Source organism: Frateuria sp. GZRR33 (genome assembly GCF_051900425.1).
Taxonomy (GTDB): Bacteria; Pseudomonadota; Gammaproteobacteria; order Xanthomonadales; family Rhodanobacteraceae; genus Frateuria_A.
Genome location: NZ_JBHZGK010000003.1, coordinates 249,778 through 271,288 on the forward strand (window position 1 = coordinate 249,778; position 21,511 = coordinate 271,288).

The following is a 21,511-nucleotide window of genomic DNA, read 5'->3' on the forward strand; positions in this document are numbered from 1 at the left end:
GGGCGGGCATCGGCGGGTTTCGGCCACCGGCGCGGTGACGGACGAACGGAGGGCCTGGAGCCCGCCCCGCGCCACCGGCGACAGCGCCTGCACGGGCGGCCGCTACCATGGTCGTTCGTCAGCGGACAGGTACGTCGATGGGCAAGCGTCGAACGTGGACCGCGATCGCGGTGGCCGGCTGGCCACTGGCGCTCGCGGCGCAGACTGTCACCGAGTTGCCTCCGGTGCCGGTGCAGGCGGTGCGGCTGGACATCCCGACGTTCGACCTGCCGGCCGCGCTGTCCCGCGTGCCGGTAGCCACCAGCGCCAGCGGCAAGCCGGGCGTGAATCTTTCCGAGGCACTGGTCGGCGTGCCCGGCGTGCTGGCAAGAGACCGGCAGAACTACGCACAGGACGAGCAACTCTCGATCCGCGGCTTCGGCGCGCGGGCCAGCTTCGGCGTGCGCGGCGTGCGGCTGTACGTCGACGGCATCCCCGCCACGATGCCGGACGGGCAGGGCCAGCTTTCGCACATCGCGCTGGCCGCGGCCGATCGCGTGGAGGTGTTGCGCGGGCCGTTCTCGGCGCTGTACGGCAATTCCTCCGGCGGGGTGGTGCAGGTATGGACGGCCGCCGGCGGGCCGGTGCCGGTGCGCACGCTGGAAGCGTTCGCCGGTGCCGATGTCAGCTGGCACCTGGGTGCCGGAGCGCGTGGCATGACCGGTCCGCTCGACTACAACGTGACGCTGGGCCATTTCCGCACCGACGGCTACCGTGCACACAGCCGCGCACAACGCACCTCCGGCAACGCACGGCTGGGATTCGACCTGGGCAACGGGCGGACGCTGACCGTCGTACTCGACACGCTGGCACAGCCGTGGACGCAGGACCCGTTGGGCCTCACCCGCGCGCAGTGGCGGGCCGATCCCCGCCACTCGGTCGACGCCGCCACCGCCTTCGACACCCGCAAGCGCGTGCAACAGCAGCAGCTGGGTGCGACCTGGCGCGCCGAGGGCGAGCACGATGGCGTGCGCCTGATGGGCTACGCCGGCCAGCGCGCGGTGGACCAGGTGCTGTCGATCCCGCCCGTGGCGCAGCAAAGTCCGCTCAGCGCCGGCGGGGTGATCGACCTGGCGGGCGGCTACGGTGGCGCCGATGCGCGCTGGACCCATCGCGGGCAGGCGCTGGGGCGCCCGCTGGAAGCGGTGCTGGGCACGAGTTGGGACGCGCAGGACCAGCATCGCCGCGGCTACGAGAACTTCGTCGGCGACACCCTCGGCGTGACGGGGGCGCTTCGTCGCGACGAGCGTGACCGCGTGCAGGCGTTCGATCAGTACGCGCAGTTGTACTGGCACCTCGCCGAGCGCTGGTCGCTGCTGCTCGGCGCGCGCCACAGCGAGGTCGCGTTCCGCGCGCGCGACCGCTACGTCACCACCGCCAATCCCGATGACAGCGGTCGCGTGCGTTACCGTGCGACCACGCCGGTGGCAGGCCTCGACTACCGGCCTGGCGCGCACCTGCGCCTGTACGCCAGCTACGGCGAGGGCTTCGAGACGCCCACCTTCAACGAGCTCGGCTATCGGAACGATGGCGGCGCGGGCCTGGCGCTCGACCTTGCGCCGGTGCGCAGCCGCAACGGCGAACTGGGCCTGAAGTGGCAACCGCACGATGAGCTCGGCGTCGAGCTGGCACTGTTCCGCGCGGACAGCCGTGACGAGCTGGCGGTGGCGAGCAGCCACGACGGACGCTCGACGTATCGCAACGTGGGGCGCAGCCGGCGACAGGGTGCGGAGCTGTCGGTCGACGGCGAACTCGGCGCCGGCTGGAGGCTGCGCCTTGGGCTGACCTGGCTGGATGCGCGTTTCCGCAGCGGCTTCCTGGCGTGCGCCGACACGCCCTGTCTCGTACCGGACCTGATGGTGCCGGCCGGCACGCGCATCCCGGGCGTGCCGCGGCGTTACGGCTCGTTGCGTCTGGAACGTGGGAGCGAGCTGGGATGGCGTGGCGGCCTCGAACTCGAAGGCGTGGGTGCGGTGCCGGTGGACGACCGCAACAGTGCCACGGCGCCCGGGTACCTGCGCACGGGCCTCGACCTGGGCTACGGCCTGGCGCTCGGCGACACCCGGCTGCATGTCTCCGCACGGGTGGACAACCTGTTCGACCGCCACATCGTCGGCTCGGTGATCGTCAACGACGGCAACGGCCGCTACTACGAACCGGCACCGGGCCGGAGCGTGACGGTCGGCATCCGCCTGGAGCTGTAGCCGTATGGCGGTATAGGCGTCCACGCCGGCAAACGCGTGCGTGGTGGAGAACCGCCGAGGCACTGGGCATACAGCGTGCCAGCGGCCGACATGTGTCGGTTTCCGCCAGGTGGTGCAGGCGCCCTACGTCAACCAGAACGCGTTGCAGACCAAGGGCGTGGACCTGGACCTGATCGGCAACTTCGACTTCGGCGGCGTGAAGCTGCGCAGCGAGTTCAGTGCCACGCGCATCTTCGAGTGGAACCTCACCCTGCAGGACGGCACGGTGCAGCGCTTCGTCGGCACGCACGGCGTGTACGCCGTGTCCTCCGGCGCCGGTACGCCGCGTGACCGCGCGACCTGGTCGAACAGCTTCGTGTTCGGCCCGGCGACGATCACCGGCACGCTGTACTACACCAGCGGCATCAGCATGGAGTCGCCGGACGCGGGCGAGGGTTGCATCTCCACCGACGACAACGGCGATCCGTTCCCGCCGAGCTGCCACGTGGGCGCCTGGACGCAGTTCGATCTCACCGGCAACTACGACTTCAACGACCACTTTTCGGTCTATGCGTCGGTCCTCAACGCGTTCGATCGCCGTGCGCCGTTCGATCCGGCGAACTACGCCGGCGTCAACTACAACCCGACCTGGTCGCAGATGGGCATGGTCGGGCGGTTCTACACGGTGGGCGTGAAGTACAAGATGTAACCCGCGCACGCGGGCCTTCCGGGGCGCGCCGCCAACGGCGCACCCTTTTTTGTCGGCGACAATAGTCCTTTCCATTTGGCCCGAGCCGTCCATGTGCCTGATCGCTTTCGCCTGGAACGTCCATCCGCGCTGGCCGCTGGTGCTGGCGGGCAACCGCGACGAATACCACGCGCGCCCGAGCGCGCCGCTGGCCCGGTGGAGCGACATGCCGGTGATCGCCGGGCGCGATCTGGAAGCCGGCGGCACCTGGCTCGGAGTAAGCCCGCTCGGGCGTTGCGGCGTGGTCACCAACGTGCGCGACCCGCGCCAGCCGCAGACCGGGCTATCACGCGGCCTGCTGGTCACCGACTGGCTGCGCGGCGAGGCCGACGCCACCACGCACGCGCGCGCGCTGTGCCGGGATGCAGCCCGCTATCGCCCGTTCAACCTGCTCACCTTCGACGCGCAGGCGGCCTTCTACCTGGGCAACCAGCCGGAGCCGCGCATGCAGGCGGTGACGCCGGGCGTGCACGGGCTGTCCAACGCCGACTTCAACACGCCGTGGCCGAAGACGCGTCAGCTGATGGCGCGCCTGCAGGCATGGCTGGACGAAGGCGCTGAAGACGCCGCGCCGCTGTTCGCGGCGCTGGCCGACGAGCAGCCCGCCCTCGACCATGAGCTTCCCGATACCGGCGTCGGCCGCGAACGGGAACGCTGGCTCTCGCCCGCGTTCATCCGCGGGCCCGAATACGGCACGCGCGCGAGCACGCTGGTGCTGATCGACCGCACGGGTGGCGGGCGGATCATGGAGCGACGGTTCGGATCGGATGGACGTCCAGACGGACAGAGCGACATGGCCTGGTGAAGCTGCCCGCGAAGATCGCGCCGCGGGCCGGACATCCAGGCCGTGCGCGATGCGAGCCCTCTCCCCGCCGGGGAGAGGGTTGGGTGAGGGGCCGGGGCTCGCCTTAAAACCCCACCGCTTCCTCCGCCATCGCCCCACCTCCCGATCGGGTGCGCCCTACGCAACCGATCGGCGCACCGCCACTGCGCCAACGCTCGGCGCACCGCTACCGTGTTTAACCCGCCACACACGAGGAAGGGTTCGATGCCACACGGATGGCGCTGGTGGCTGTTGGCCGCCTGCCTGCTGATCAGACCTTGCCTGGCCACCTGCCCAGCCTGGGATACCCCGCGCGCCACGCACGAGCTGCAGGCCCTGCACGATCAGCTCGACCGCTGGAACCACGCCTACCGCACGGACGGCCGCTCGCCCGTCGACGACGCGATCTACGACCAGGCCCTCGCCCGCTACGAAAGCTGGCGCGCGTGCTTTCCCGGACAGGCGCCGCCGGCGCTGGCGCACCTGGCCGATGCGACCGGCCCCGTCCGCGCGCCGATCGCGCAGACCGGCCTGGCCAAGCTCCCCGATGCGGCGGCCGTACAGGCGTGGATGCATGAGCGTGGCGACCGCGACCTGTGGGTGCAGCCCAAGGCCGACGGCGTGGCCGTCACCTTGCTGTATGTCGAGGGCGAGCTGCGCCAGGCCGTGAGCCGTGGCGACGGCCTGCATGGCTCGGACTGGACCGCGCAGGTGGAAAGGATTGCGGCCGTGCCGAAACGCCTCGCGCACGCGCCACCGCGCGTGGTGCTGCAGGGCGAGCTGGTCTGGCGCCTGCCGGGGCACCGGCAGGCCACCGAGGGCGGCGTGCGTGCGCGTGCCGATGTCGCCGGTGCGCTGGCACGCCAACCTTTCGACGCCCGGACGGCGGCACACATCGGCCTGTTCGTGTGGGACTGGCCGAGCGGGCCGGCCGACATGCGTGCGCGACTGGCGGGCCTCCAGGCCATGGGCTTCGGCGCCAGCGTGGCGCTGACCCAGCCGGTGACGAGCCTCGCGCAGGTCCGCCGCTGGCGCGAGCGCTGGTACCGCCAGGCGCTGCCCTTCGCCAGCGACGGCACCGTGCTGCGCCAGGGCCACCGGCCGCGCGGCACCGCGTGGCAGCCCGCGCCACCGGACTGGGCGGTCGCCTGGAAATACCCGCCCGCCAGGGCGCTGGCCACGGTGCGCGCGGTGGACTTCCGCCGCGGGCGGCGCGGCCGCATCAGCGTGGTGCTCGAGCTGGAGCCGGTGGTACTGGACGACCGCACGGTGCGACGCGTGAGCGTCGGCTCGCTGGCCCGCTGGCGCAAGCTCGACGCACGACCGGGCGACCAGGTCGCGCTCTCGTTGGCCGGCCTCACCATCCCGCGCTTCGACGGCGTGGTGTGGCGCACCCGCGAGCGTGCTGCGGTAGTCGTCCCGCCGGCAACGACGCGCGATGGCCTGGACTGCTGGCATCCCGATGCCGGTTGCGAGCGCCAGTTCCTGGCGCGGCTGGTCTGGCTCGGCGGTCGGCAAGGCTTGCGCATCGATGGCATCGGCGAGACAACCTGGCGCGCCCTGGTCGATGCCGGGCTGGTGCACGGCGTCCTGGACTGGCTCTCGCTCACGCCCGCGCAGCTGGCGGCGGTGCCGGGCATCGGCGCCACCCGTGGCGCAAAGCTGTCCCGGGCATTCGCACATGCGCGGGCGGCCGGGTTTGCATCCTGGCTGCGCGCGATGGGCATGCCGCCAGCGGGGAATGCCGCTCTGCCCAACTGGGGTGTGCTGGCGGCGCGGGACGCGGCGGCATGGGCGAAGGAGCCGGGCGTCGGTCCCGCCGGGGCCGCGCGGTTGCAGGCCTTCTTCCGCCACCCGGAGGTGGGCCGCCTCGCCGCGCGACTGCACGCGATGGGTGCCACCGGGTTCTGACCCAACACGCGGAATCCCTGCGGGAGCGCACCTGTGCGCGACCGGGGGCAATCTGCTGTGCGACTGGCCATCGTGGTCGCGCACAGGTGCGCTCCTACAGGGGGGGGCTGCCCGCAGGACCGCTAGGCCAGGATCTCGCCGTCCACGTAATACCAGCGGCCACCCTCGCGCAGGAACCGGCTTACCTCGTGCAGGCGCTGTGCCCGCCCGCCGCCGTAGCGCAGGCGCGCGACGAATTCGACCACCGCCTCGACCGCGCCGTCCTCGTGACGCTTCACGGACAGCCCGAGCCAGCTCGGCGCCGGCTGCTGCGCGGCGAGCTTCAGGTGCGCCGGGCGCGTGCTCGGATGCCAGGTGGCCAGCAGGTAGTCCTCGCGCTTCAACACGTACGCGCTGTAGCGCGAACGCATCAGCGCTTCGGCGGTCGGCGCGGCGCGCCCCTCATGCAGCGGCCCGCAGCAGTGCGCATAGCCGGCCGGGTTGCCGCAAGGGCAGGGAGTGAGGGTATCGACGGCGCGCACGTTATGCAGAAATCCACCGGAAGAGTGCTGCCGGTCATCCTGACGGCTCGTGCGGAAAATGCAACGCGCCGATCGATCAGTCGGCCCGCTGGCGCGCGACCAGCAGTGGCGCCAGGTCGTAACCCATGCGCCGCGGGATGGCCTTGAGCTCCTCGAACAGGTGGTAGTCCATGCGCGGTTCGCGGCTCAGGATCCACAGGTAGCGGCGCCGCGGTTCGCCGACCACGGCCCAGCGGTAGTCGGCATCGAGGGCGATCACCCAATGCTCGTTCCACACCAAGCGCAGGCGGTTCAACCAGGCCGGGGCGAAGCGCAGTTGCAGCCGTGCCGGTTCGCGCAAGGGCTCGGGTTGGCGCAGTACGCCGTGCGCTTCGCTCAGCCGGCCATCCTCGTCACGGCAGGCGCTGACCACCGCGACCAGGCCGTCGTCGCGTGGCACGTATTCCAGCGTGAGTTCGCCCCAGCAGCGGCGCTGGAACGGCAGCGGCAGCCAGGCCAAGCCGTGCCAGCGCCCGATGTAGCGTTCGAGGTCCAGCCATGGCACGGCTTCTACGCCACGCGCGGTGGCGCCGGTGCTGCGCACCGGACGTGGTGATCGCCTGCCTGTGTCCTGTTGCATGGGCTCCCCGAACGACGAAAGCCCCCTCATGAAGCACGCCTGGCGATCAATCCGGTGTCAACCGGCCCGCGTCTCGTCGTGCGGATCACGTTGCCGCCGCCACACGCGGCAGCGGTTGTTGGCCGGCATCGCGCGATCTTCGAGCAGCTCGAAACCGGCGGCGCGTGCCAGCGCGTCGACCGCCTCCGCATCGCGCAGGCCCATGCGCGGATCGCGCATCGTCAGCGAGCGGTCGAAGGCGGCGTTGCTTTCGCTGGTGTAGTCGCCGTCATAGTTGAACGGGCCGTAGATGACCAGCACCGCGCCATCGGTCGTGACGGCAGGCAGGCGCGCAAACAGCTGCCCGACTTCCGCCCAGCCCATGATGTGCAGCGTGTTGGCGCTGAACACCGCGTCGTAGCGTGTGCAGGGCCAACCGCCTGGGCGCGGATGCCGGGCAGGTACTCGCCGCGGTCGGAACACTGCCAGTTCAGCCACGGCATGGCCGCGGCGAAATGCACCGCGTGCTGGCCGGTGCCGCTGCCGATCTCCAGCACGCGCGAGCAGCCCGAGAAGGCCTCGCGCAACACGTCCAGGATCGGCTCGCGGTTGCGTTCGCAGCCCGGCGCGAACGGCTTGCCCATCTCAGGCCGGGCGGCCGCGCAGCACGCGGGCAGGCAGCATCAGCAGCGCGCCGAGGAAGGCGAACACCGCGTGCAGCGTGATCCCCACCAGCCGGAACGGCAGCGAGATCAACCAGACGATCGGCCACAGCACCAGCGCCAGCAGCGCCAGCGGCCAGCAGAACACGAGCAGCAGCAACCAGAGCAGGAAACCGACCATGGCCGTACCTCGGGTGGTGGGAAGGGAAGGACTCTATCGCGGCCGGTTGCCGGCGCGAAGATGACTGGCGGCACCCGTCAATGCATGCCGGCCATCGGGTCGACCCCGATCAGCCAGCCATGCAGCCAGAAGGCGAACAGGCCCCATGCAACGATACCGATCACCACCGCGACCGCATCGCCGGGCAGCGTGCCCGCAGGGTAGGCGATGCCTTCCAGCCGGTCGCGCTGGCGCAACCAGATCGCCATCGGCAACGCCCAGGACAGGAACGCACCGAACAGCACCACGTCGTACAACAGGCCGGTGGCGAGCAGGTGGCCCGACGCCCACACCACCACGCCCAGCAACATGGGCTGGCCCAGCGCCGACTTGATGTGGTTGCGTGGCACGTAGGCGGCGACCACCAGCACGAAGGCCACCAGGGTGAACAGCGCGTTGAGGTGATCCATCGACGGCGGCGGCGCGTAAAGCACCAGCGGCAACCGCCGCGCCTGGCCGAACCCGATGCAGATCAGCACCAGGCCGGCCAAGGCCACCAGGGCGAACACACCCTTCCAGGCCCGCTCGCCGAACCGCTCGATCTGCCGGCGGCGCCATCGCGGGAACACCAGCGGCACCACGTGGATGCCGAGAAAAACGAACAGGCCGTAGATCATCAGCTGCATGCGCTTCTCCCCGGTTTCGGGCCGATCATAGGCGCCGTGTGGCGAGCCGTCGTGACGATGGCATGGCCACGCGCGTTCAGTCGGCCGGCAGGATGTCCACCGCAAGCACCACGGCACCGGCTGCCAACTGCAGGCGTGCGGGAGCCGTCGCCGTCCGCAGCCAGGCGTCGCCCGTTTCCAGCACTTGGCCGTCCAGTTCCAGCCGGCCGCGCGCGCAGAACAGCAGCACCGTCTCCACCTGCAGCCTGGCGTGACCGGGCTGGCGCCAGACCGCGATGCGGCCGCGCGCGCGACCGCGCCGGACCATGAGGTTGAAGTCGCGGGTGGCGCCGCCGGCCAATGCCACCGCCACCTGCGCCTCGCCGGGAAACGCGAACGGTGCGAACGGTTCGGTCAGCGCGTGCTTGCGACCGTCGTCGAGCAGCATGGTGAAGCCCTCGCCCTCCAGCAGCACGATGATGCGATCGATGCCGGGAAAGGCGGAGAACGGCGCGGCACGGTCGACCTCGGCCACGCTCACGCGCCAGAGGAAGTCGTCCATGCCGGCGCCGGGCGGTGCCACGGCCAGCTCGCGGGTGCGGCCCAGGCCGTTCTTCCAGGCGCGGGCAGGGCAGTCGTGCAGGCGAAGGATGGGCATGGCGGCATTGTAGGGTGGGCCTCGGCCCCGCGTCGGCGGCCCGCCCAGGCGGGTTCGGGCGGGCCCGCTGCTTCGCCTTCCGCGCTGCGGGCTTCGTTTGGCAGGGCGACGCGCCCGGCCCTACGCGACGTGCTCGATCACCCGCTGGAACGGTGGCAACGCGCGCAGCATGCCCGCGCCGTAGCGCTTGGTCACCACGCGCCGGTCGAGCAACACGATGCGGCCGCGGTCGGTCTCGCTGCGGATCAGGCGCCCGCAGTACTGCGTGAGCAGGCGCGTGGCTTCGGGAATGCTCACTTCCAGGAACGGGTTGCGCCCGCGCGATTCCAGCCACTCGGCGTAGGTGGCGCCGACCGGATCGGTCGGCACGGCGAACGGCAGCTGGGTGATCACCACCGTTTCGCACAGCTTGCCGGGCAGGTCCAGGCCTTCGCCAAAAGAGGCCAGGCCGAACAACGTGCTGCCCTTGCCCGATTCGACATCGGCGATGTGTTCGGCGATCAGCTGCGCCTTGCCGAGCGAGCCCTGCGCGCGCACCTTGCGCACCTTGTCGATCGGCAGCCGCTGCAGCACGCGGTCGAGCTTGGCGCGCGAGGTGAACAACACCAGGTTGCCCGCGTTCCAGTCCAGGTGTTCGTCGATCCAGTCGCAGATCGCCTGCGCATGGGCTTCGCGCGCGTCCGGCAGCACGTCGATCGCCGGCACTTCCAGCCGCGCCTGCGCGGCCAGGTCGAACGGCGAGGGCAGGCTCAGGGTGACGGCGTCATCGGGCAGGCCCACGGCATCGGCAAAGCCGCGGAAGTTGCCGCCCGCGCTCAGCGTCGCCGAGGTCAGCACCACGCCGCTGGCGTTGTTCCACAGTACGTGGCGCAGCAGGCCGCCGGCGGACACGGACGAGGCATGGCAGACCAGCTGCTGGTCGCCGGCGAGCGTCACCCAGCGCGCCAGCGGTGGCGCGTCCTCGGCATCGTCGCCCGCCCAGGCGTGCCAGGTGCGTTCCTGCCGGTCCAGCCGCTCCAGTGCCATGCCCAGCTCGCGCGCGAGCGCCTCCTGGGTGGGGCCGCCGTCGGTCATCTCCACCACTGCGCGGCGCACGGCGGTGAGCCAGCGCTGGACTTCGGCGGTCTGCGCATGCAGCGCCTGTGCCTGCAGCACCCAGTCCTCCGGCAACTGGCCGAGCGAGCCGCGGTACATCGGCTCGTTCTCGGCCGGGTCAGGCAGCCAGGCCAGGCGGATCGCCTTTTCCAGTTCCTCCAGGCCGTCGGAAAGTTCCTGCAGCTTCGCATCGCCGGCATCGAGGGTGATTTTTCCCAGCGATTCCTTGTCGGTGAGCGAGTAGGCCGCGTACACCTGGCGCGCAAGGCGGCTCAGCTGGCGCACGCTGGCGCCCAGGTACACCTCGGCGGCGCCGCGGTCGATCGCCTTGGCCGGCACGTGGTGCGCCTCGTCGAACACGTACAACGTTTCGGTCGGCTTGGGCAGGATCACGCCGCCCCAGCCTTCGTCCTCGCCGGGCATGGTCAGGTCGGCCAGCACGAGGTCCTGGTTGGCCACGATCAGGTCGGCATCCGCCACCGCGCGACGCGCCGCGAAAAACGGGCACTGCATGAAATGGATGCACTTGCGCCCGGTGCAGCCGCCGGCGCTGGTGGTGAGCATCGGCTTGAGGAAATCGCCCACCGGTTCCGGCGCGGCGTCCATGTCACCGTTCCACTCGCCGCGCTCGAAGGCGCCGGCGAGCTTGGACAAGGCCTGCTTGTCCCGCTCGGGCGGTGGCTTGGACCACAGCGCGAGGTCGGCGTCGAAGCCCAGCCCGAGCTGGCTGGCTTCCGCGCCCAGGCTCTGGCGCGCCATGGCCAGGTTGCGCGGACACAGGTAGCGGCCGCGGCCCTTGGCCAGCGCAACCTTTGCCTGGCTGCCGTCGAGCTTGAGATAGAGCGGGATGTCGCGCTCGACCAGCTGCTCCTGCAGCGCCACCGTGGCGGTCGCGATCAGCAGCTTCTTCTTCTGCGCACGCGCCACTTCCATGCCGGCGATCAGATAGGCCATCGACTTGCCGGTGCCGGTCGGCGCCTCGACCACCGCGGCGCCGCCTTCGGTCGCCAGCGCCTTGGCCACCTCGGCGATCATCCGGCCCTGGGCGGCACGCGGGCGGAAGCCGGGAAGACCTTCCTTCAGGCGTGCGTAGGCGGCGCGTATCGCGTCCTTGGTGGCATCGGTGAGCATCGTGCGATTCTAGCCCGCGCCGGCGGGCTCCGCCCTGGCGTTGCGCCGCATGCACGCGGCTCAAGATAGGTTCGCGGCGGTCGATGTTGTGGTATGCATCACGCGTGGGCTGAAACCGAGGGGCGGTACGGGAATCCCATGAAACGGCGCTATGGCAGGGCAGGGGCGCATGAGCGGGCCGATGGCTGCGGCGATCGGCCGCGCCGCGGGGCGCGCGCATGAATTTCTCACGTGCCACGCCGCTGGAGCCCTCGAGCGGCGACGAGGCGGCCTGGTTGGCCCGCCTGGTGGAGGCGACCACGCCCGCCGAGGTCGCCACCGTCGTGGCCAACTTCGCACAGGAACTGGCCGGTTGCTGCCACGCCGTCGTGGCCTGGGCCGGCAGCGGGTTGCCGCGCGCCTACAGCAGCAGCGGCCGGCCGCCCGACTACGCCCGCGTGGGCCGGGCCCGTGCCCTGCTGGCATCCAGCGGCCGGACATCCGTGCGCCAGGGGCAGGAGTTGCTGTTGCGCCTGCTGCCGCAGGAGCGCGCGTTCCTGATGCTCGAACTGGAACGCGGCCAGGCCGCGGAACCGCTGCTGCTCCAGCTCGGTCCCTTTCTGGGCCTGGCCGGGCCGTACCTCCAGCGCGCGCTGAAGCTGGCCGACCTGGAAGACTCGCACAAGCAACTGGTGCGTTCGGAAGTACTGCAGCGTGCGCTGTTCGCGATCTCGGACCTGGCCGGGTCCGACCTGGACATGCCCGAGATGCTCAAGCGCCTCCACGGTATCGTCAGCACGCTGATGTATGCGGAAAACTTCTTCATCGTGCGCAGCGACCCGCAGCACGGCACGATGCGGTTCCTGTATTACGCCGACGTCGAGGACACCGACGCGCCGGATACCAGCCACGACGTGCCGCTGGAGAGCCTGCGCAACTCGATGACCTGGCACCTGCTCACCGGCGGCAAGGCGCTGATGGGCAGCCTGGAGCAGATCAGCCGGCAGGTGAGCGGCACTTTCGCGCCCTCCGGCCCGGCAGCGGTCGACTGGCTCGGGGTGCCGATGCTGCGCGACGGCCAGGTGCATGGCGCGCTGGTGGTGCAGAGCTACCAGCCCGGCATCGGCTTTTCCGAAGACGACCGCGCGCTGCTGGAATTCGTCGGCAGCCATGTGCTCACCGCGCTGGAACGCAAGCAGAGCAAGGACGAGCTGGAGGAGCGCGTGCGCCTGCGCACGCAGGAACTGGCCCAGGCCAACCGCGGGCTGCAGCAGGAAGTGCTCGAGCGCCAGCGCGCCGAGCGGCTGCAGGCGGCGCTGTTCCACCTGGCACAGCTGGCGACCGCGGACATCGACGAGAACGAATTCTACGAGCGCACCCACGCGGTGGTCGGCGAGCTGATCAACGCGGAAAATTTCTTCATTGCGCTGCTGTCGGACGACCGCAAGAAGCTCGTGTTTCCCTATTACGTCGACGCCGGCGTGCGCAAGGCGCAGGAGCGCCCGCTCGGCCGAGGCCTGTCCGAATACGTGCTGCGCAACGGGCAGCCGTTGCTGGCCTTCCACGAAGATACGCTGGAGCTCGCGCGGCGGGACGAGGTCGACCTGGTCCGCGTGGGCCGCCCGGCGGTGTGCTGGCTGGGCGTGCCGCTGCGGGTCGACGAGCAGGCAATCGGCCTGGTCGCGGTGCAGAGCTACACGCCCTCGATCGACTACGACCAGGCCGACCAGGAACTGCTCACCTTCGCCGCGCTGCAGATCGCCAACAGCATCCACCGCCGCCGCGCCGCCGTGTCGCTGCAGCGCGCCTATGCCGAGCTGGAACAGCGCGTGGCCGAGCGCACCTCCGAACTGCGCCAGGAGATCACCGAACGCGAACGCGTGCAGAGCCAGCTCAAGCACGAGGTGATGCACGACGCCCTCACTGGCCTGCCCAACCGCGGGTTCCTGCGTGACCGGCTCGAGCGCGTGCTGGCGATCCTGCAGCGCGAGCCGGGCCGCCGCTGTGCGCTGCTGTACCTGGACGTGGACCGCTTCAAGGTCATCAACGACAGCCTTGGCCACCTGGCCGGCGACGCCTTCCTGAAGGAGATCGCCCGCCGCCTGCACGAGTGCGTGCGCGAGCCGGACGTGGTCGCGCGGCTGTCCGGCGACGAGTTCGCGATCCTGCTGGAGGACATCGAGATTCCCTCCGCGGCGGTCGCGGTGGCGCAGCGCGTGCTCGACGCGCTGGGCGTGCCCATGCAGATCGCCGGCCGCGAACTGGCGCCTTCGGCCAGCATGGGCATTGCCATCGGCGACAGCACCTACGTCACCGCCGACGAGGTGCTGCGTGACGCCGACATCGCGCTGTACCGCGCCAAGGATCAGGGCCGCAAGCGCTACGAGCTGTTCGACGAGACGCTCGCCAAGAACGTCATCGACGTGCTGACGATGGAAGGCGAACTGCGCCAGGCGCTGGCGCGCGACGAGTTCGAGCCTTACCTGCAGCCGTTCTGCCGGCTGGAGGATGGCGCGGTGGTGGGCTACGAGGCACTGCTGCGCTGGAACCACCCGAAGCTGGGCGTGCTCGGGCCGGCCGATTTCCTCAAGGTGGCGCACGACAGCGGCCACATCGAATCGATCGACTGGCGGCTGTTCGAGCGCGGCTGCGAGCGCTTCCTGCGGCTGGCCGACCAGGACACCTTCCTCACCTTCAACGTGTCCGCGCTGCACCTGCGGCACGGCGACTTCGACGCGCGCCTGGTGCAGTTGCTGGAACGCACCGGCCTGCCACCCTGGCGGCTGATCGTGGAGGTCACCGAAGGCTCGCTGCTGGACAACCCGGAGCAGGTCCGCACGATGCTCGAACGCCTGCGCGCGATGGGCGTGGGCGCGGCGCTGGACGATTTCGGCACCGGCTACTCCTCGCTGAGCTACCTGCACTCGCTGCCGCTGCGCATGCTCAAGATCGACCGCGCCTTCGTGCACGCGCTGGGCGAAGAGGAACACACCACCGCGACCACCGTGGTCGCCGCGATCCTGGCGCTGGCGCGCGCGCTCAACATCCAGGTGATCGCCGAAGGCATCGAGACGCAGGCCCAGCGCGAGGCGCTGCTGGACATGGGCTGTGAACTGGGCCAGGGCTACCTGCTCGGGCACCCCGCGCCGATCGGCAAGTGGCTGGGGCGCGAGGGTCGCGCCGACTGAGGGCTTCTGCTTACTCTCCCCCGACGGGGAGGGGCTTCAGATCGCCCGTGGTTCCGACCCGGTGATCGCCAGCGCCACCGCTTCGGCCACGCGGATGCCGTCCACCGCCGCCGACAGGATCCCGCCGGCGTAGCCCGCGCCCTCGCCGGCCGGGAACAACCCGCGCGTGTTGAGGCTCTGGTAGTCGCCGTCGTTGCGTCGGACCCGCACCGGCGAGGAGGTGCGGGTTTCTACGCCGGTCAGCATCGCGTCGTGCATGGCGAAGCCGCGGATCTGCCGGTCGAACAGCGGCAGCGCCTCGCGGATCGCACCGATGGCATAGCCGGGCAGGGCGGTGGAAAGATCGGTCAGGTGCACGCCGGGCTTGTACGAAGGCAGCACGTCGCCCAGGGCCCGTGATGCGCGGCCGGCGAGGAAATCGCCCACGCGCTGGCCCGGCGCGCTGTAGTCGCTCCCGCCCATCATGAAGGCGTGCGACTCCCACTGGCGCTGCAGCGCGATGCCCGCCAGCGGGCCCTCGCCGTAGGGCGCGAAATCCTCGGGCGTGATGCCGCAGACGATCGCCGCGTTGGCGTTGCGCTCGTTGCGCGAGTACTGGCTCATGCCGTTGGTGACCACCCGTCCGGGTTCGGACGTGGCCGCGACCACGGTTCCGCCCGGGCACATGCAGAAACTGTATACCGAGCGGCCGCTCTGGCCCGGCTTGTTGCCGTGGTGGACCAGCTTGTAGTCGGCCGCGCCGAGGATCGGATGGCCGGCCTGCGGGCCGAAGCGAGCGCGGTCGATCACCGACTGCGGATGCTCGATCCGGAAGCCGATGGAGAACGGCTTGGCCTCCAGATAGACGCCGCGCGCGTGCAGCATCTCGAACGTGTCGCGCGCGCTGTGGCCCACGGCCAGCACGACATGGTCCGAGCGCAGCTCGCTGCCGTCGGCCATGTGCACGCCGCGCATGTGGCGCGTGCCGTCCGGCGCGGTCTCGACCAGCAGATCCTCCACGCGCTGGTCGAAGCGGATGTCCCCGCCGAGCGCCTGGATCGTCGCGCGCATGTTTTCCACCATCGTCACCAGCCGGAAGGTGCCGATGTGCGGCTTGCTGACAAAGAGGATTTCCTCCGGTGCGCCGGCCTTGACGAATTCGGTCAGGACCTTGCGTCCGTGGTGGTGCGGGTCGGAGATCTGGCTGTAGAGCTTTCCATCGGAAAACGTGCCGGCACCGCCCTCGCCGAACTGCACGTTGGATTCCGGATGCAGGTTGCGCTTGCGCCACAGGTCCCAGGTGTCCCTGGTGCGTTCGCGCACGGCCTTGCCGCGATCGAGCACGATGGGCCGAAAGCCCATCTGCGCCAGGATCAATGCCGCGAAGATGCCGCACGGGCCGAAACCGACCACGATCGGCCGGTGTTCCAGCCGCGCCGGTGCCTGCGCGACCGGGTGATAGCCGGTATCGGGCGTGGGCTGCACGTGGCGGTCGTCGGCGAAGCGCGCCAGTACCGCCCCCTCGTCGACCAGATCCACGTCCAGCGTGTAGACCAGCGCAATCGCACCGCGCTTGCGGGCGTCGTAGCCGCGGCGGAACACGCTGACGCCGCGCAGCGCCGATGCCGGGAGCCCCAGGCGTGCGAGCACCGCCGTGGCGAGCGCCTCGGGCGGGTGGTCCAGCGGGAGCTTGAGGTCGGTCAGTCGCAGCATGGGTTTCGCATGGAGCAGGCGGCCGCGACCGGGAAAGCGGTCGGTTACGCCGGGCCGCGTATTGTCCGCGGGTCGGGCCGGCCGGAACAAGGCGCGCAAAGGTGACGCGTTGCGGCAGGCGCTGCCATCAGGCGTTCAAAACGCGACCTGCGCGTCGCCGGGCGCGAGTGACGCGGCACGCCGTTACGCCGCCAGAATGGTCCGGAACTGCTCGCCGGTGGCCTGCGGGTGCAGCAGCACCACGCGCGAGCCGAACTTGCGCGCCGCCGGGGTGCATAGCTGGCCGTCGTCGGTAACGACCGCCAGCGGCGTGGGATGGCGGGAGTCCAGCGGCCGCTTGTAGACCAGCCCGTGCTGCGGGCCGCCACAAATGACGCATTCGTAGAAGCTGTCCATGATCTGCTCGAGGCGTGAAGATTCGCGCAGGGACAAGCAGGGCGCGGGCCATGCCGCGGCGGCGAGTGTGAGCGCGATCACGCTTCGCGACGTGCCGGAAAACCGGCACATCGCTTTCGTTCAGGCGGGCGCGACGGCTGGCCGCCGCGCCCGTGGAAGATCTACTGCTGCGCGCCGGCGATGAAGTCGGTCTTGCCCAGCTCCGCACCCGCCTCGCGCAGGATCACGTAGGTGGTGGTGCAGTGGAAATACAGGTTCGGCAGCACGAAGCCGAACAGGTAATCCTGGCCTTTGAAGTCCATCTCGCCGTTGCGCATCTTCAGGTGGATCTGGCGGCCCTCGCTGCCGTCGATCTGGCCGGCGTCGAAACCCTGGACGTAGTCGATCGCGCGCTGGATGCGTGCCTGGACCTGCTCCAGCGTGGTCTCGTTGTCCTCGAACGAGGCCGGTTCCACGCCCGCCAGCCGGGCGGCGCCGCGCGCGGCCATGTCGCAGGCGATCTGCACCTGCTTGACCAGCGGCAGCATGTCGGGGATCAGGCGGGTGTTCAGCAGCACCTCGTCGGTCACGGCCTTGGCCCGGGCGTGCGCCTCGCCCTTCTTCAGCACATGGGCGAGGTTGGACAGCGCACGCACGAACACGGGGACGGAAGCCTGGTACATCGAAAGCGTCATGGAGAACTCCAGCGTCAGTGGGAGGAATCGTGCGGCAGCGCGCCGGGGGCGGCCGCCGCGTCGTGGATGGGCTCGGCGCCGGCCAGTGGCGCGGTACGCGCGGTCACACGCGCGGCGATGATGGTGCCGGCGACCAGCAACAGCGCCGACAGCACGAAGGCCAGGCCCGGCAGGTGCACGGGCGACGTCGGCGCAATCGAGAAAGCGAACACCTGAGCGAACAGGTACGGCCCGAAGATGCCGGCGAAGCTGCCCAGGCTGGTGATCGCGCCCTGCAGGCGACCCTGCTCGGAGGGATCGACCTGGTGCGTCATGATCGCCTGGATCGGCGGTCCGGACAGGCTCCACAGCGCCATCAGCGGGATGCCCGCCAGGAACAGCCAGCCCTGTTTCGCCACGCCCATCAGCACGAATGCGCCGATCCCGCAGACCATGCCCGCCAGCAGCACCCGCCGTTCGCCGAAGCGCGGCGTCAGCCGTCCGGTGAGGAAGGCCTGCACCGAACCGTCGCAGGCACCCACCAGCATCAGCACGAAGCCCACCGCCTGCGGGCCCCAGCCGTAGCGGTAGTCCGCGTACAGCACGAAGGTAGTCTGCAGCACGTAGTGCGCCAGGTACACCAGGAACATCACCACCCCGAGCCCGAGCACTTGCGGGTAGCGGCGCAGCAGTTTGAGCGAGCCCAGCGGATGCGCGCTGTGCAGTTCGAAACGTGGCGTGCGCCGTTCCTTCGGCAGCGACTCGGGCAGGATGAAATAGCCATACAGGAAGTTGCACAGCGCCAGGCCGCCGGCCACCCAGAACGGCAGCCGCAGTGATATGTCGCCGAGGAAGCCGCCGAGCCCGGGCCCCACGATGAAGCCCAGCCCGAACGCGCCGCCAAGCATGCCGTAGGCGGCCGCGCGCTTTTCCTTCGGGGTGATGTCGGCAATGTAGGCGTTGGCGGTGGTGAAGCTCGCCGCGGTCATGCCCAGCAGCGTGCGGCTGACGAACAGCAGCCACAGCGTCGGCGCCAGCGCCAGGATCACGAAATCGATCGCCAGGCCCAGATTGGAGATCAGGATCACCGGCCGCCGCCCAAAGCGGTCCGACAGCGCGCCCTGCACCGGCGAGAAGGCGAACTGCACCACCGCGAACACGGTGGAGAACACCCCCACCCACCACGCGGCGTTCGCGATGCCGCCACCGGCCAGTTGCTCGATCAGGTGCGGGAGCACCGGAATGACGATGCCGAACGCCAGCATGTCCAGCAGCACGGTGACGAAGATGAAGACCACCGCCGCGCGGCGGCGCGTGTCGCTGAGTGCGGTGTGCTGGGTATCCATGCGGCGGGTCACCGGCGAATGAAGCGGGCACGATAGCGCATCGATGCGGTCCGATTGCTGCGTACGCGGCACGGGCGCGGTGCGGCGGATGCAGGGCCGGGCTTCGCTACCCGGGCGGCTGCGCCAGCTCCAGCGCGCTGAGGAAGCCGTCGTGATTGCGGTCGGAGCGGCGGAATTGCGCGCGCAGGTCCGCCTGGAAGGCGGCCAGCGTGCGCGGCAGGCGCCGCGGTCCGGGTGGCAGCTCGTCGGGCTGGAGTACGCCGTCGCCGTTGGCATCCATCGCGTGGAAGCCGGCGCTTAGGTAGTCGACGTATTCCTGCGGCGCGATCCGGCCGTCGCCGTCGCGGTCGAACCGCGCCAGGTAGGCGGAGACCGCGGTCGGGTAGTCGCTGGCGTGGGCAGTTGCACAGAGCACGGTCAGGAGCGGAAGCAGGTGGCGCATCGGCGCATTGGAGCAGGCCCCGCGCCGCGGCGGCAAGCCCGTCAGGCCCACCCTCCCTCCCCGGCCACGACGCGGTGGCGGGCGGCGCGCTTCGCCCCGTAAAGGCGCCGGTCGGCGCGGCGCACCCCCGGAGCGTCCGATCGGCGTGCGTGAGCATGCCACGCCGATCGACGCGGTATCGACTGGACTTCCCCTTCCGCTCCAGCGACCTCGCCGCGAGGGGCCTCGCCAGCGTGCGCATCGGCAAGCGGGTGCGCGCGCGGCCGGTATCGGCGCGGGTGGCCACCAGCAACAGCGGCGCGAGCAACAGCGCCTGCAGGGCGCCGGGCAGGCTCAGGGTGGCAAGGTCGAAACGCACGCGAGGGGCGGGGCGCCCCTGCATCGGGCCCGACGACGAAACTTCAGCGGGCGCCGCGGATACCGATGAAGTCGAGGAACTCCGCGCGGGTGCGCGCGTCTTCGCGGAACGCACCCAGCATCTGGCTGGTCACCATCGATACGCCGCGCTTGTGCACGCCGCGGGTCGTCATGCATTCGTGGCTGGCGTCGATCACCACCGCCACGCCGGCCGGCTGCAGGGTCTCCTGGATGCAATGGGCGATCTGCGCGGTGAGCTTCTCCTGCACCTGGAAGCGGCGCGCATAGCCTTCGACCACACGGGCCAGCTTGCTGATGCCCACCACGCGGTTGGTCGGCAGGTAGCCCACGTGGGCGCGGCCGATGATCGGCGCCATGTGGTGCTCGCAGTGGCTCTCGAACTCGATGTCGCGCAGCACGACCATCTCGTCGTAGCCCTCGACTTCCTTGAAGGTGCGCTTGAGGAATTCGGACGGGTCGTCGGCGTAGCCGGAAAACCAGTCGCGGTAGGCCTTGACCACGCGCCGCGGCGTGTCCAGCAGGCCTTCGCGCGCGGGATCGTCGCCGGCCCAGCGCAGCAGCGTGCGCACGGCCTCTTCGGCCTGGGCCTGGGTGACGTCGTTGGGATGGCGGGAGTCGCTCATGCGGATCCTTGGCTTGCGGTCGGTCAAGTTTAGCGGGCATGCCGCGGGTTGGCTTCCCGGCATGTGCAAAGCGCGCGTGCCGGGAGCGTGCCTGCTCTTACGCGCCGGCCTGTGGAACGGATGCGCGCCCGCCGAGGGACCTCAGCCCAGGTCCTCTTCGAGGTCTTCCTCGACCTCCGGGGCCACCCCGAGCAGCTGCTGGGTCACCTCGCCCGAAAGCGTCTCCACGCCGCGCAACTTGCGCTCGATCGCGCGGGTGCGCACGCCGGTGGCGTCGATATGCCTGCCGGCCTCGTCCAGCTTCTTCTTGACCTTGTCCAGCACGTCGCCGAACTTGCCGAACTCGGTCTTCACCGCGCCGAGGATGTTCCACACCTCCGAACTGCGCTTGGCGATGGCCAGCGTGCGGAACCCCATCTGCAGGCTGTTGAGCAGCGCGCTGAGCGTGGTCGGGCCGGCGACCACCACGCGGTGGTCGCGCTGCAGCAGTTCGAACAGGCCGGGGCGGCGGATCACTTCCGCATACAGGCCCTCGGTCGGCAGGAACAGCACGGCGAAGTCGGTGGTGTGTGGCGCCGCGACGTACTTGGTCCGGATCCGCTTCGCCTCCTCGCGCACGCGCGTTTCCAGGGCGCGGCCGGCGACGGCGGCCGCTTCGGCGTCGGCCACTTCCTGCGCCTCGAGCAGACGCTGGTAATCCTCGACCGGAAACTTGGCGTCGATCGGCAGATAGAGCTGCGCGACGTCGCCCTGGCCAGGCATGCGGATGGCGAATTCCACCCGCTCGCTGGAGCCGGGCACGGTCACCACGTTGGATTCGTATTGCTCGGGCGTGAGCAGTTGCTCCAGCAGCGCGCCGAGCTGGACCTCGCCGAGGATGCCGCGACTCTTCACGTTCGAGAGCACGCGCTTCAAATCGCCGACGCCGCTGGCCAGGCTCTGCATCTCGCCCAGCCCGCGCTGCACCGCTTCCAGCCGCTCGGACACCAGCTGGAACGACTGGCCCAGGCGTGCCTCGAGCGTGCTCTGCAGCTTCTCGTCGACGGTGGCGCGCATCTGTTCGAGCTTGGCGGCGTTGTCGTCCTGCAGTGCCTTGAGCTTGGCTTCCAGCGTGGCACGCATATCGCCCATGCGCTTTTCGTTGTCGGCGGTGAGCGCAGCCAGCTGCTGGCGTTGCTGGTCGCTGGCGCGGGTGAGGGTGAGGACCATTTCCTCGCGGCTCTTGCGCGCATCGTCGGCAAGGCGCTGCGCAAGGCCCTGCAGCCCGGCGTCGGTACGCGCGGTGAGGCCATCCAGGCGCTGGCCGAAGCCGTCGATGCGCTCGGCCTGCTGGCGCGACATGCCGCCCAGCTGCTCGGCGACGTGGGTGCGGAAGCGGTCGAAACCCTGCTGCAGTTCCTCGCGACCGGCGCGCTGCTCCTCGCGCAGCGTGCGTTCGAGGCGCTCGCCGTCGCTCTTCAATGCGTCCAGGCGGACGGCGAGGCCGTCGTCGGCGCGGCCACGGCGCAGCAGCACCACCTGCAAGACGAGGATGGCGAGGGCGACCAGGAGCAGGAGGGCGAGCAGTACGTCGGCGAGGGGCATGGCAGGTTCCGGCAAGCTACGGAACCGGAGTTTACG

General features: G+C 70.3%; 18 protein-coding genes and 1 pseudogene. 5 read left to right on the forward strand and 14 right to left on the reverse strand.

Annotated elements, in window-relative coordinates; translation table 11 throughout:
• Positions 1-137 precede the first annotated feature (137 nt).
• The 4 genes from ACFWZU_RS05320 to ligB all read left to right on the forward strand — a co-directional run bounded on the left by ACFWZU_RS05320 (position 138) and on the right by ligB (position 5,704).
• Positions 138-2,243 (forward strand): TonB-dependent receptor family protein, encoded by a 2,106-nt coding sequence (locus tag ACFWZU_RS05320; RefSeq protein ID WP_439700386.1) that lies wholly within the window; start codon positions 138-140, stop codon positions 2,241-2,243.
• Between the two features lie 109 nt (positions 2,244-2,352).
• Positions 2,353-2,931: a TonB-dependent receptor domain-containing protein gene (locus ACFWZU_RS05325; RefSeq protein ID WP_439700387.1), complete on the forward strand. Its 579-nt coding sequence runs from the start codon at positions 2,353-2,355 to the stop codon at positions 2,929-2,931.
• A 91-nt stretch (positions 2,932-3,022) separates the two neighbouring features.
• Positions 3,023-3,775 carry an NRDE family protein gene (locus ACFWZU_RS05330; RefSeq protein ID WP_439700388.1) on the forward strand — a complete coding sequence of 251 codons (753 nt, stop codon included), beginning with the start codon at positions 3,023-3,025 and terminating at the stop codon, positions 3,773-3,775.
• 243 nt (positions 3,776-4,018) lie between these two features.
• The gene (ligB, locus tag ACFWZU_RS05335) at positions 4,019-5,704 is read left to right on the forward strand and encodes an NAD-dependent DNA ligase LigB (RefSeq protein WP_439700389.1); all 1,686 of its coding nucleotides are present in this window, start codon (positions 4,019-4,021) and stop codon (positions 5,702-5,704) included.
• A 122-nt stretch (positions 5,705-5,826) separates the two neighbouring features.
• Here ligB and ACFWZU_RS05340 read toward each other — a convergent pair whose 3' ends face one another.
• The 7 genes and pseudogenes from ACFWZU_RS05340 to dinG all read right to left on the reverse strand — a co-directional run bounded on the left by ACFWZU_RS05340 (position 5,827) and on the right by dinG (position 11,194).
• Positions 5,827-6,225, reverse strand: coding sequence for a YchJ family protein (locus ACFWZU_RS05340; RefSeq protein ID WP_439700390.1), 399 nt, complete (start codon positions 6,223-6,225; stop codon positions 5,827-5,829).
• 76 nt (positions 6,226-6,301) lie between these two features.
• Positions 6,302-6,769 (reverse strand): lipocalin family protein, encoded by a 468-nt coding sequence (locus ACFWZU_RS05345; RefSeq protein WP_439700391.1) that lies wholly within the window; start codon positions 6,767-6,769, stop codon positions 6,302-6,304.
• Positions 6,770-6,901: 132 nt separating this feature from the next.
• A pseudogene (locus tag ACFWZU_RS05350) lies at positions 6,902-7,467 on the reverse strand (DUF938 domain-containing protein).
• Between the two features lies 1 nt (position 7,468).
• Complete coding sequence (locus ACFWZU_RS05355; protein ID WP_231321914.1) at positions 7,469-7,666, reverse strand: hypothetical protein; 198 nt, start codon at positions 7,664-7,666, stop codon at positions 7,469-7,471.
• A 77-nt stretch (positions 7,667-7,743) separates the two neighbouring features.
• Positions 7,744-8,331, reverse strand: a complete 588-nt coding sequence (locus tag ACFWZU_RS05360) for an NnrU family protein (RefSeq protein WP_439700392.1) — start codon at positions 8,329-8,331, stop codon at positions 7,744-7,746.
• A 76-nt stretch (positions 8,332-8,407) separates the two neighbouring features.
• Positions 8,408-8,968 (reverse strand): HutD/Ves family protein, encoded by a 561-nt coding sequence (locus tag ACFWZU_RS05365; protein WP_439700393.1) that lies wholly within the window; start codon positions 8,966-8,968, stop codon positions 8,408-8,410.
• Between the two features lie 120 nt (positions 8,969-9,088).
• On the reverse strand, positions 9,089-11,194 hold the full coding sequence (dinG, locus tag ACFWZU_RS05370; protein WP_439700394.1) for an ATP-dependent DNA helicase DinG: 2,106 nt from the start codon (positions 11,192-11,194) through the stop codon (positions 9,089-9,091).
• 218 nt (positions 11,195-11,412) lie between these two features.
• Between dinG and ACFWZU_RS05375 the strand changes: the two genes are divergently transcribed.
• Positions 11,413-14,361 (forward strand): bifunctional diguanylate cyclase/phosphodiesterase, encoded by a 2,949-nt coding sequence (locus ACFWZU_RS05375; protein ID WP_439700395.1) that lies wholly within the window; start codon positions 11,413-11,415, stop codon positions 14,359-14,361.
• Positions 14,362-14,397: 36 nt separating this feature from the next.
• Here ACFWZU_RS05375 and ACFWZU_RS05380 read toward each other — a convergent pair whose 3' ends face one another.
• The 7 genes from ACFWZU_RS05380 to rmuC all read right to left on the reverse strand — a co-directional run bounded on the left by ACFWZU_RS05380 (position 14,398) and on the right by rmuC (position 21,475).
• A complete protein-coding gene (locus ACFWZU_RS05380; RefSeq protein WP_439700396.1) occupies positions 14,398-16,053 on the reverse strand; it encodes an NAD(P)/FAD-dependent oxidoreductase in 1,656 nt (551 codons plus the stop codon).
• A gap of 183 nt (positions 16,054-16,236) precedes the next feature.
• Complete coding sequence (locus ACFWZU_RS05385; RefSeq protein WP_439700397.1) at positions 16,237-16,449, reverse strand: hypothetical protein; 213 nt, start codon at positions 16,447-16,449, stop codon at positions 16,237-16,239.
• 161 nt (positions 16,450-16,610) lie between these two features.
• Positions 16,611-17,123, reverse strand: coding sequence for a DUF1993 domain-containing protein (locus ACFWZU_RS05390; protein WP_439700398.1), 513 nt, complete (start codon positions 17,121-17,123; stop codon positions 16,611-16,613).
• A gap of 14 nt (positions 17,124-17,137) precedes the next feature.
• Positions 17,138-18,448 carry a TCR/Tet family MFS transporter gene (locus ACFWZU_RS05395; RefSeq protein ID WP_439700399.1) on the reverse strand — a complete coding sequence of 437 codons (1,311 nt, stop codon included), beginning with the start codon at positions 18,446-18,448 and terminating at the stop codon, positions 17,138-17,140.
• Positions 18,449-18,554: 106 nt separating this feature from the next.
• Positions 18,555-18,890 (reverse strand): EF-hand domain-containing protein, encoded by a 336-nt coding sequence (locus ACFWZU_RS05400; RefSeq protein ID WP_439700400.1) that lies wholly within the window; start codon positions 18,888-18,890, stop codon positions 18,555-18,557.
• A gap of 401 nt (positions 18,891-19,291) precedes the next feature.
• Positions 19,292-19,891: a GTP cyclohydrolase I FolE gene (folE, locus tag ACFWZU_RS05405; RefSeq protein WP_439700401.1), complete on the reverse strand. Its 600-nt coding sequence runs from the start codon at positions 19,889-19,891 to the stop codon at positions 19,292-19,294.
• A gap of 141 nt (positions 19,892-20,032) precedes the next feature.
• Complete coding sequence (rmuC, locus tag ACFWZU_RS05410) at positions 20,033-21,475, reverse strand: DNA recombination protein RmuC (protein WP_439700402.1); 1,443 nt, start codon at positions 21,473-21,475, stop codon at positions 20,033-20,035.
• Between the last annotated feature and the right edge of the window lie 36 nt (positions 21,476-21,511).

Bases quoted from the DNA above. Each gene is read 5' to 3' on its own strand.
- ACFWZU_RS05360 (WP_439700392.1), bottom strand. From the start codon at position 8,331: ATGCAGCTGATGATCTACGGCCTGTTCGTTTTTCTCGGCATCCACGTG.
- ACFWZU_RS05375 (WP_439700395.1), top strand. From the start codon at position 11,413: ATGAATTTCTCACGTGCCACGCCGCTGGAGCCCTCGAGCGGCGACGAG.
- ACFWZU_RS05355 (WP_231321914.1), bottom strand. From the start codon at position 7,666: ATGGTCGGTTTCCTGCTCTGGTTGCTGCTGCTCGTGTTCTGCTGGCCG.
- ACFWZU_RS05380 (WP_439700396.1), bottom strand. From the start codon at position 16,053: ATGCTGCGACTGACCGACCTCAAGCTCCCGCTGGACCACCCGCCCGAG.
- ligB (WP_439700389.1), top strand. From the start codon at position 4,019: ATGCCACACGGATGGCGCTGGTGGCTGTTGGCCGCCTGCCTGCTGATC.
- ACFWZU_RS05395 (WP_439700399.1), bottom strand. From the start codon at position 18,448: ATGGATACCCAGCACACCGCACTCAGCGACACGCGCCGCCGCGCGGCG.
- ACFWZU_RS05320 (WP_439700386.1), top strand. From the start codon at position 138: ATGGGCAAGCGTCGAACGTGGACCGCGATCGCGGTGGCCGGCTGGCCA.
- ACFWZU_RS05365 (WP_439700393.1), bottom strand. From the start codon at position 8,968: ATGCCCATCCTTCGCCTGCACGACTGCCCTGCCCGCGCCTGGAAGAAC.
- ACFWZU_RS05390 (WP_439700398.1), bottom strand. From the start codon at position 17,123: ATGACGCTTTCGATGTACCAGGCTTCCGTCCCCGTGTTCGTGCGTGCG.
- ACFWZU_RS05330 (WP_439700388.1), top strand. From the start codon at position 3,023: ATGTGCCTGATCGCTTTCGCCTGGAACGTCCATCCGCGCTGGCCGCTG.
- rmuC (WP_439700402.1), bottom strand. From the start codon at position 21,475: ATGCCCCTCGCCGACGTACTGCTCGCCCTCCTGCTCCTGGTCGCCCTC.
- folE (WP_439700401.1), bottom strand. From the start codon at position 19,891: ATGAGCGACTCCCGCCATCCCAACGACGTCACCCAGGCCCAGGCCGAA.
- ACFWZU_RS05400 (WP_439700400.1), bottom strand. From the start codon at position 18,890: ATGCGCCACCTGCTTCCGCTCCTGACCGTGCTCTGTGCAACTGCCCAC.
- dinG (WP_439700394.1), bottom strand. From the start codon at position 11,194: ATGCTCACCGATGCCACCAAGGACGCGATACGCGCCGCCTACGCACGC.
- ACFWZU_RS05385 (WP_439700397.1), bottom strand. From the start codon at position 16,449: ATGGACAGCTTCTACGAATGCGTCATTTGTGGCGGCCCGCAGCACGGG.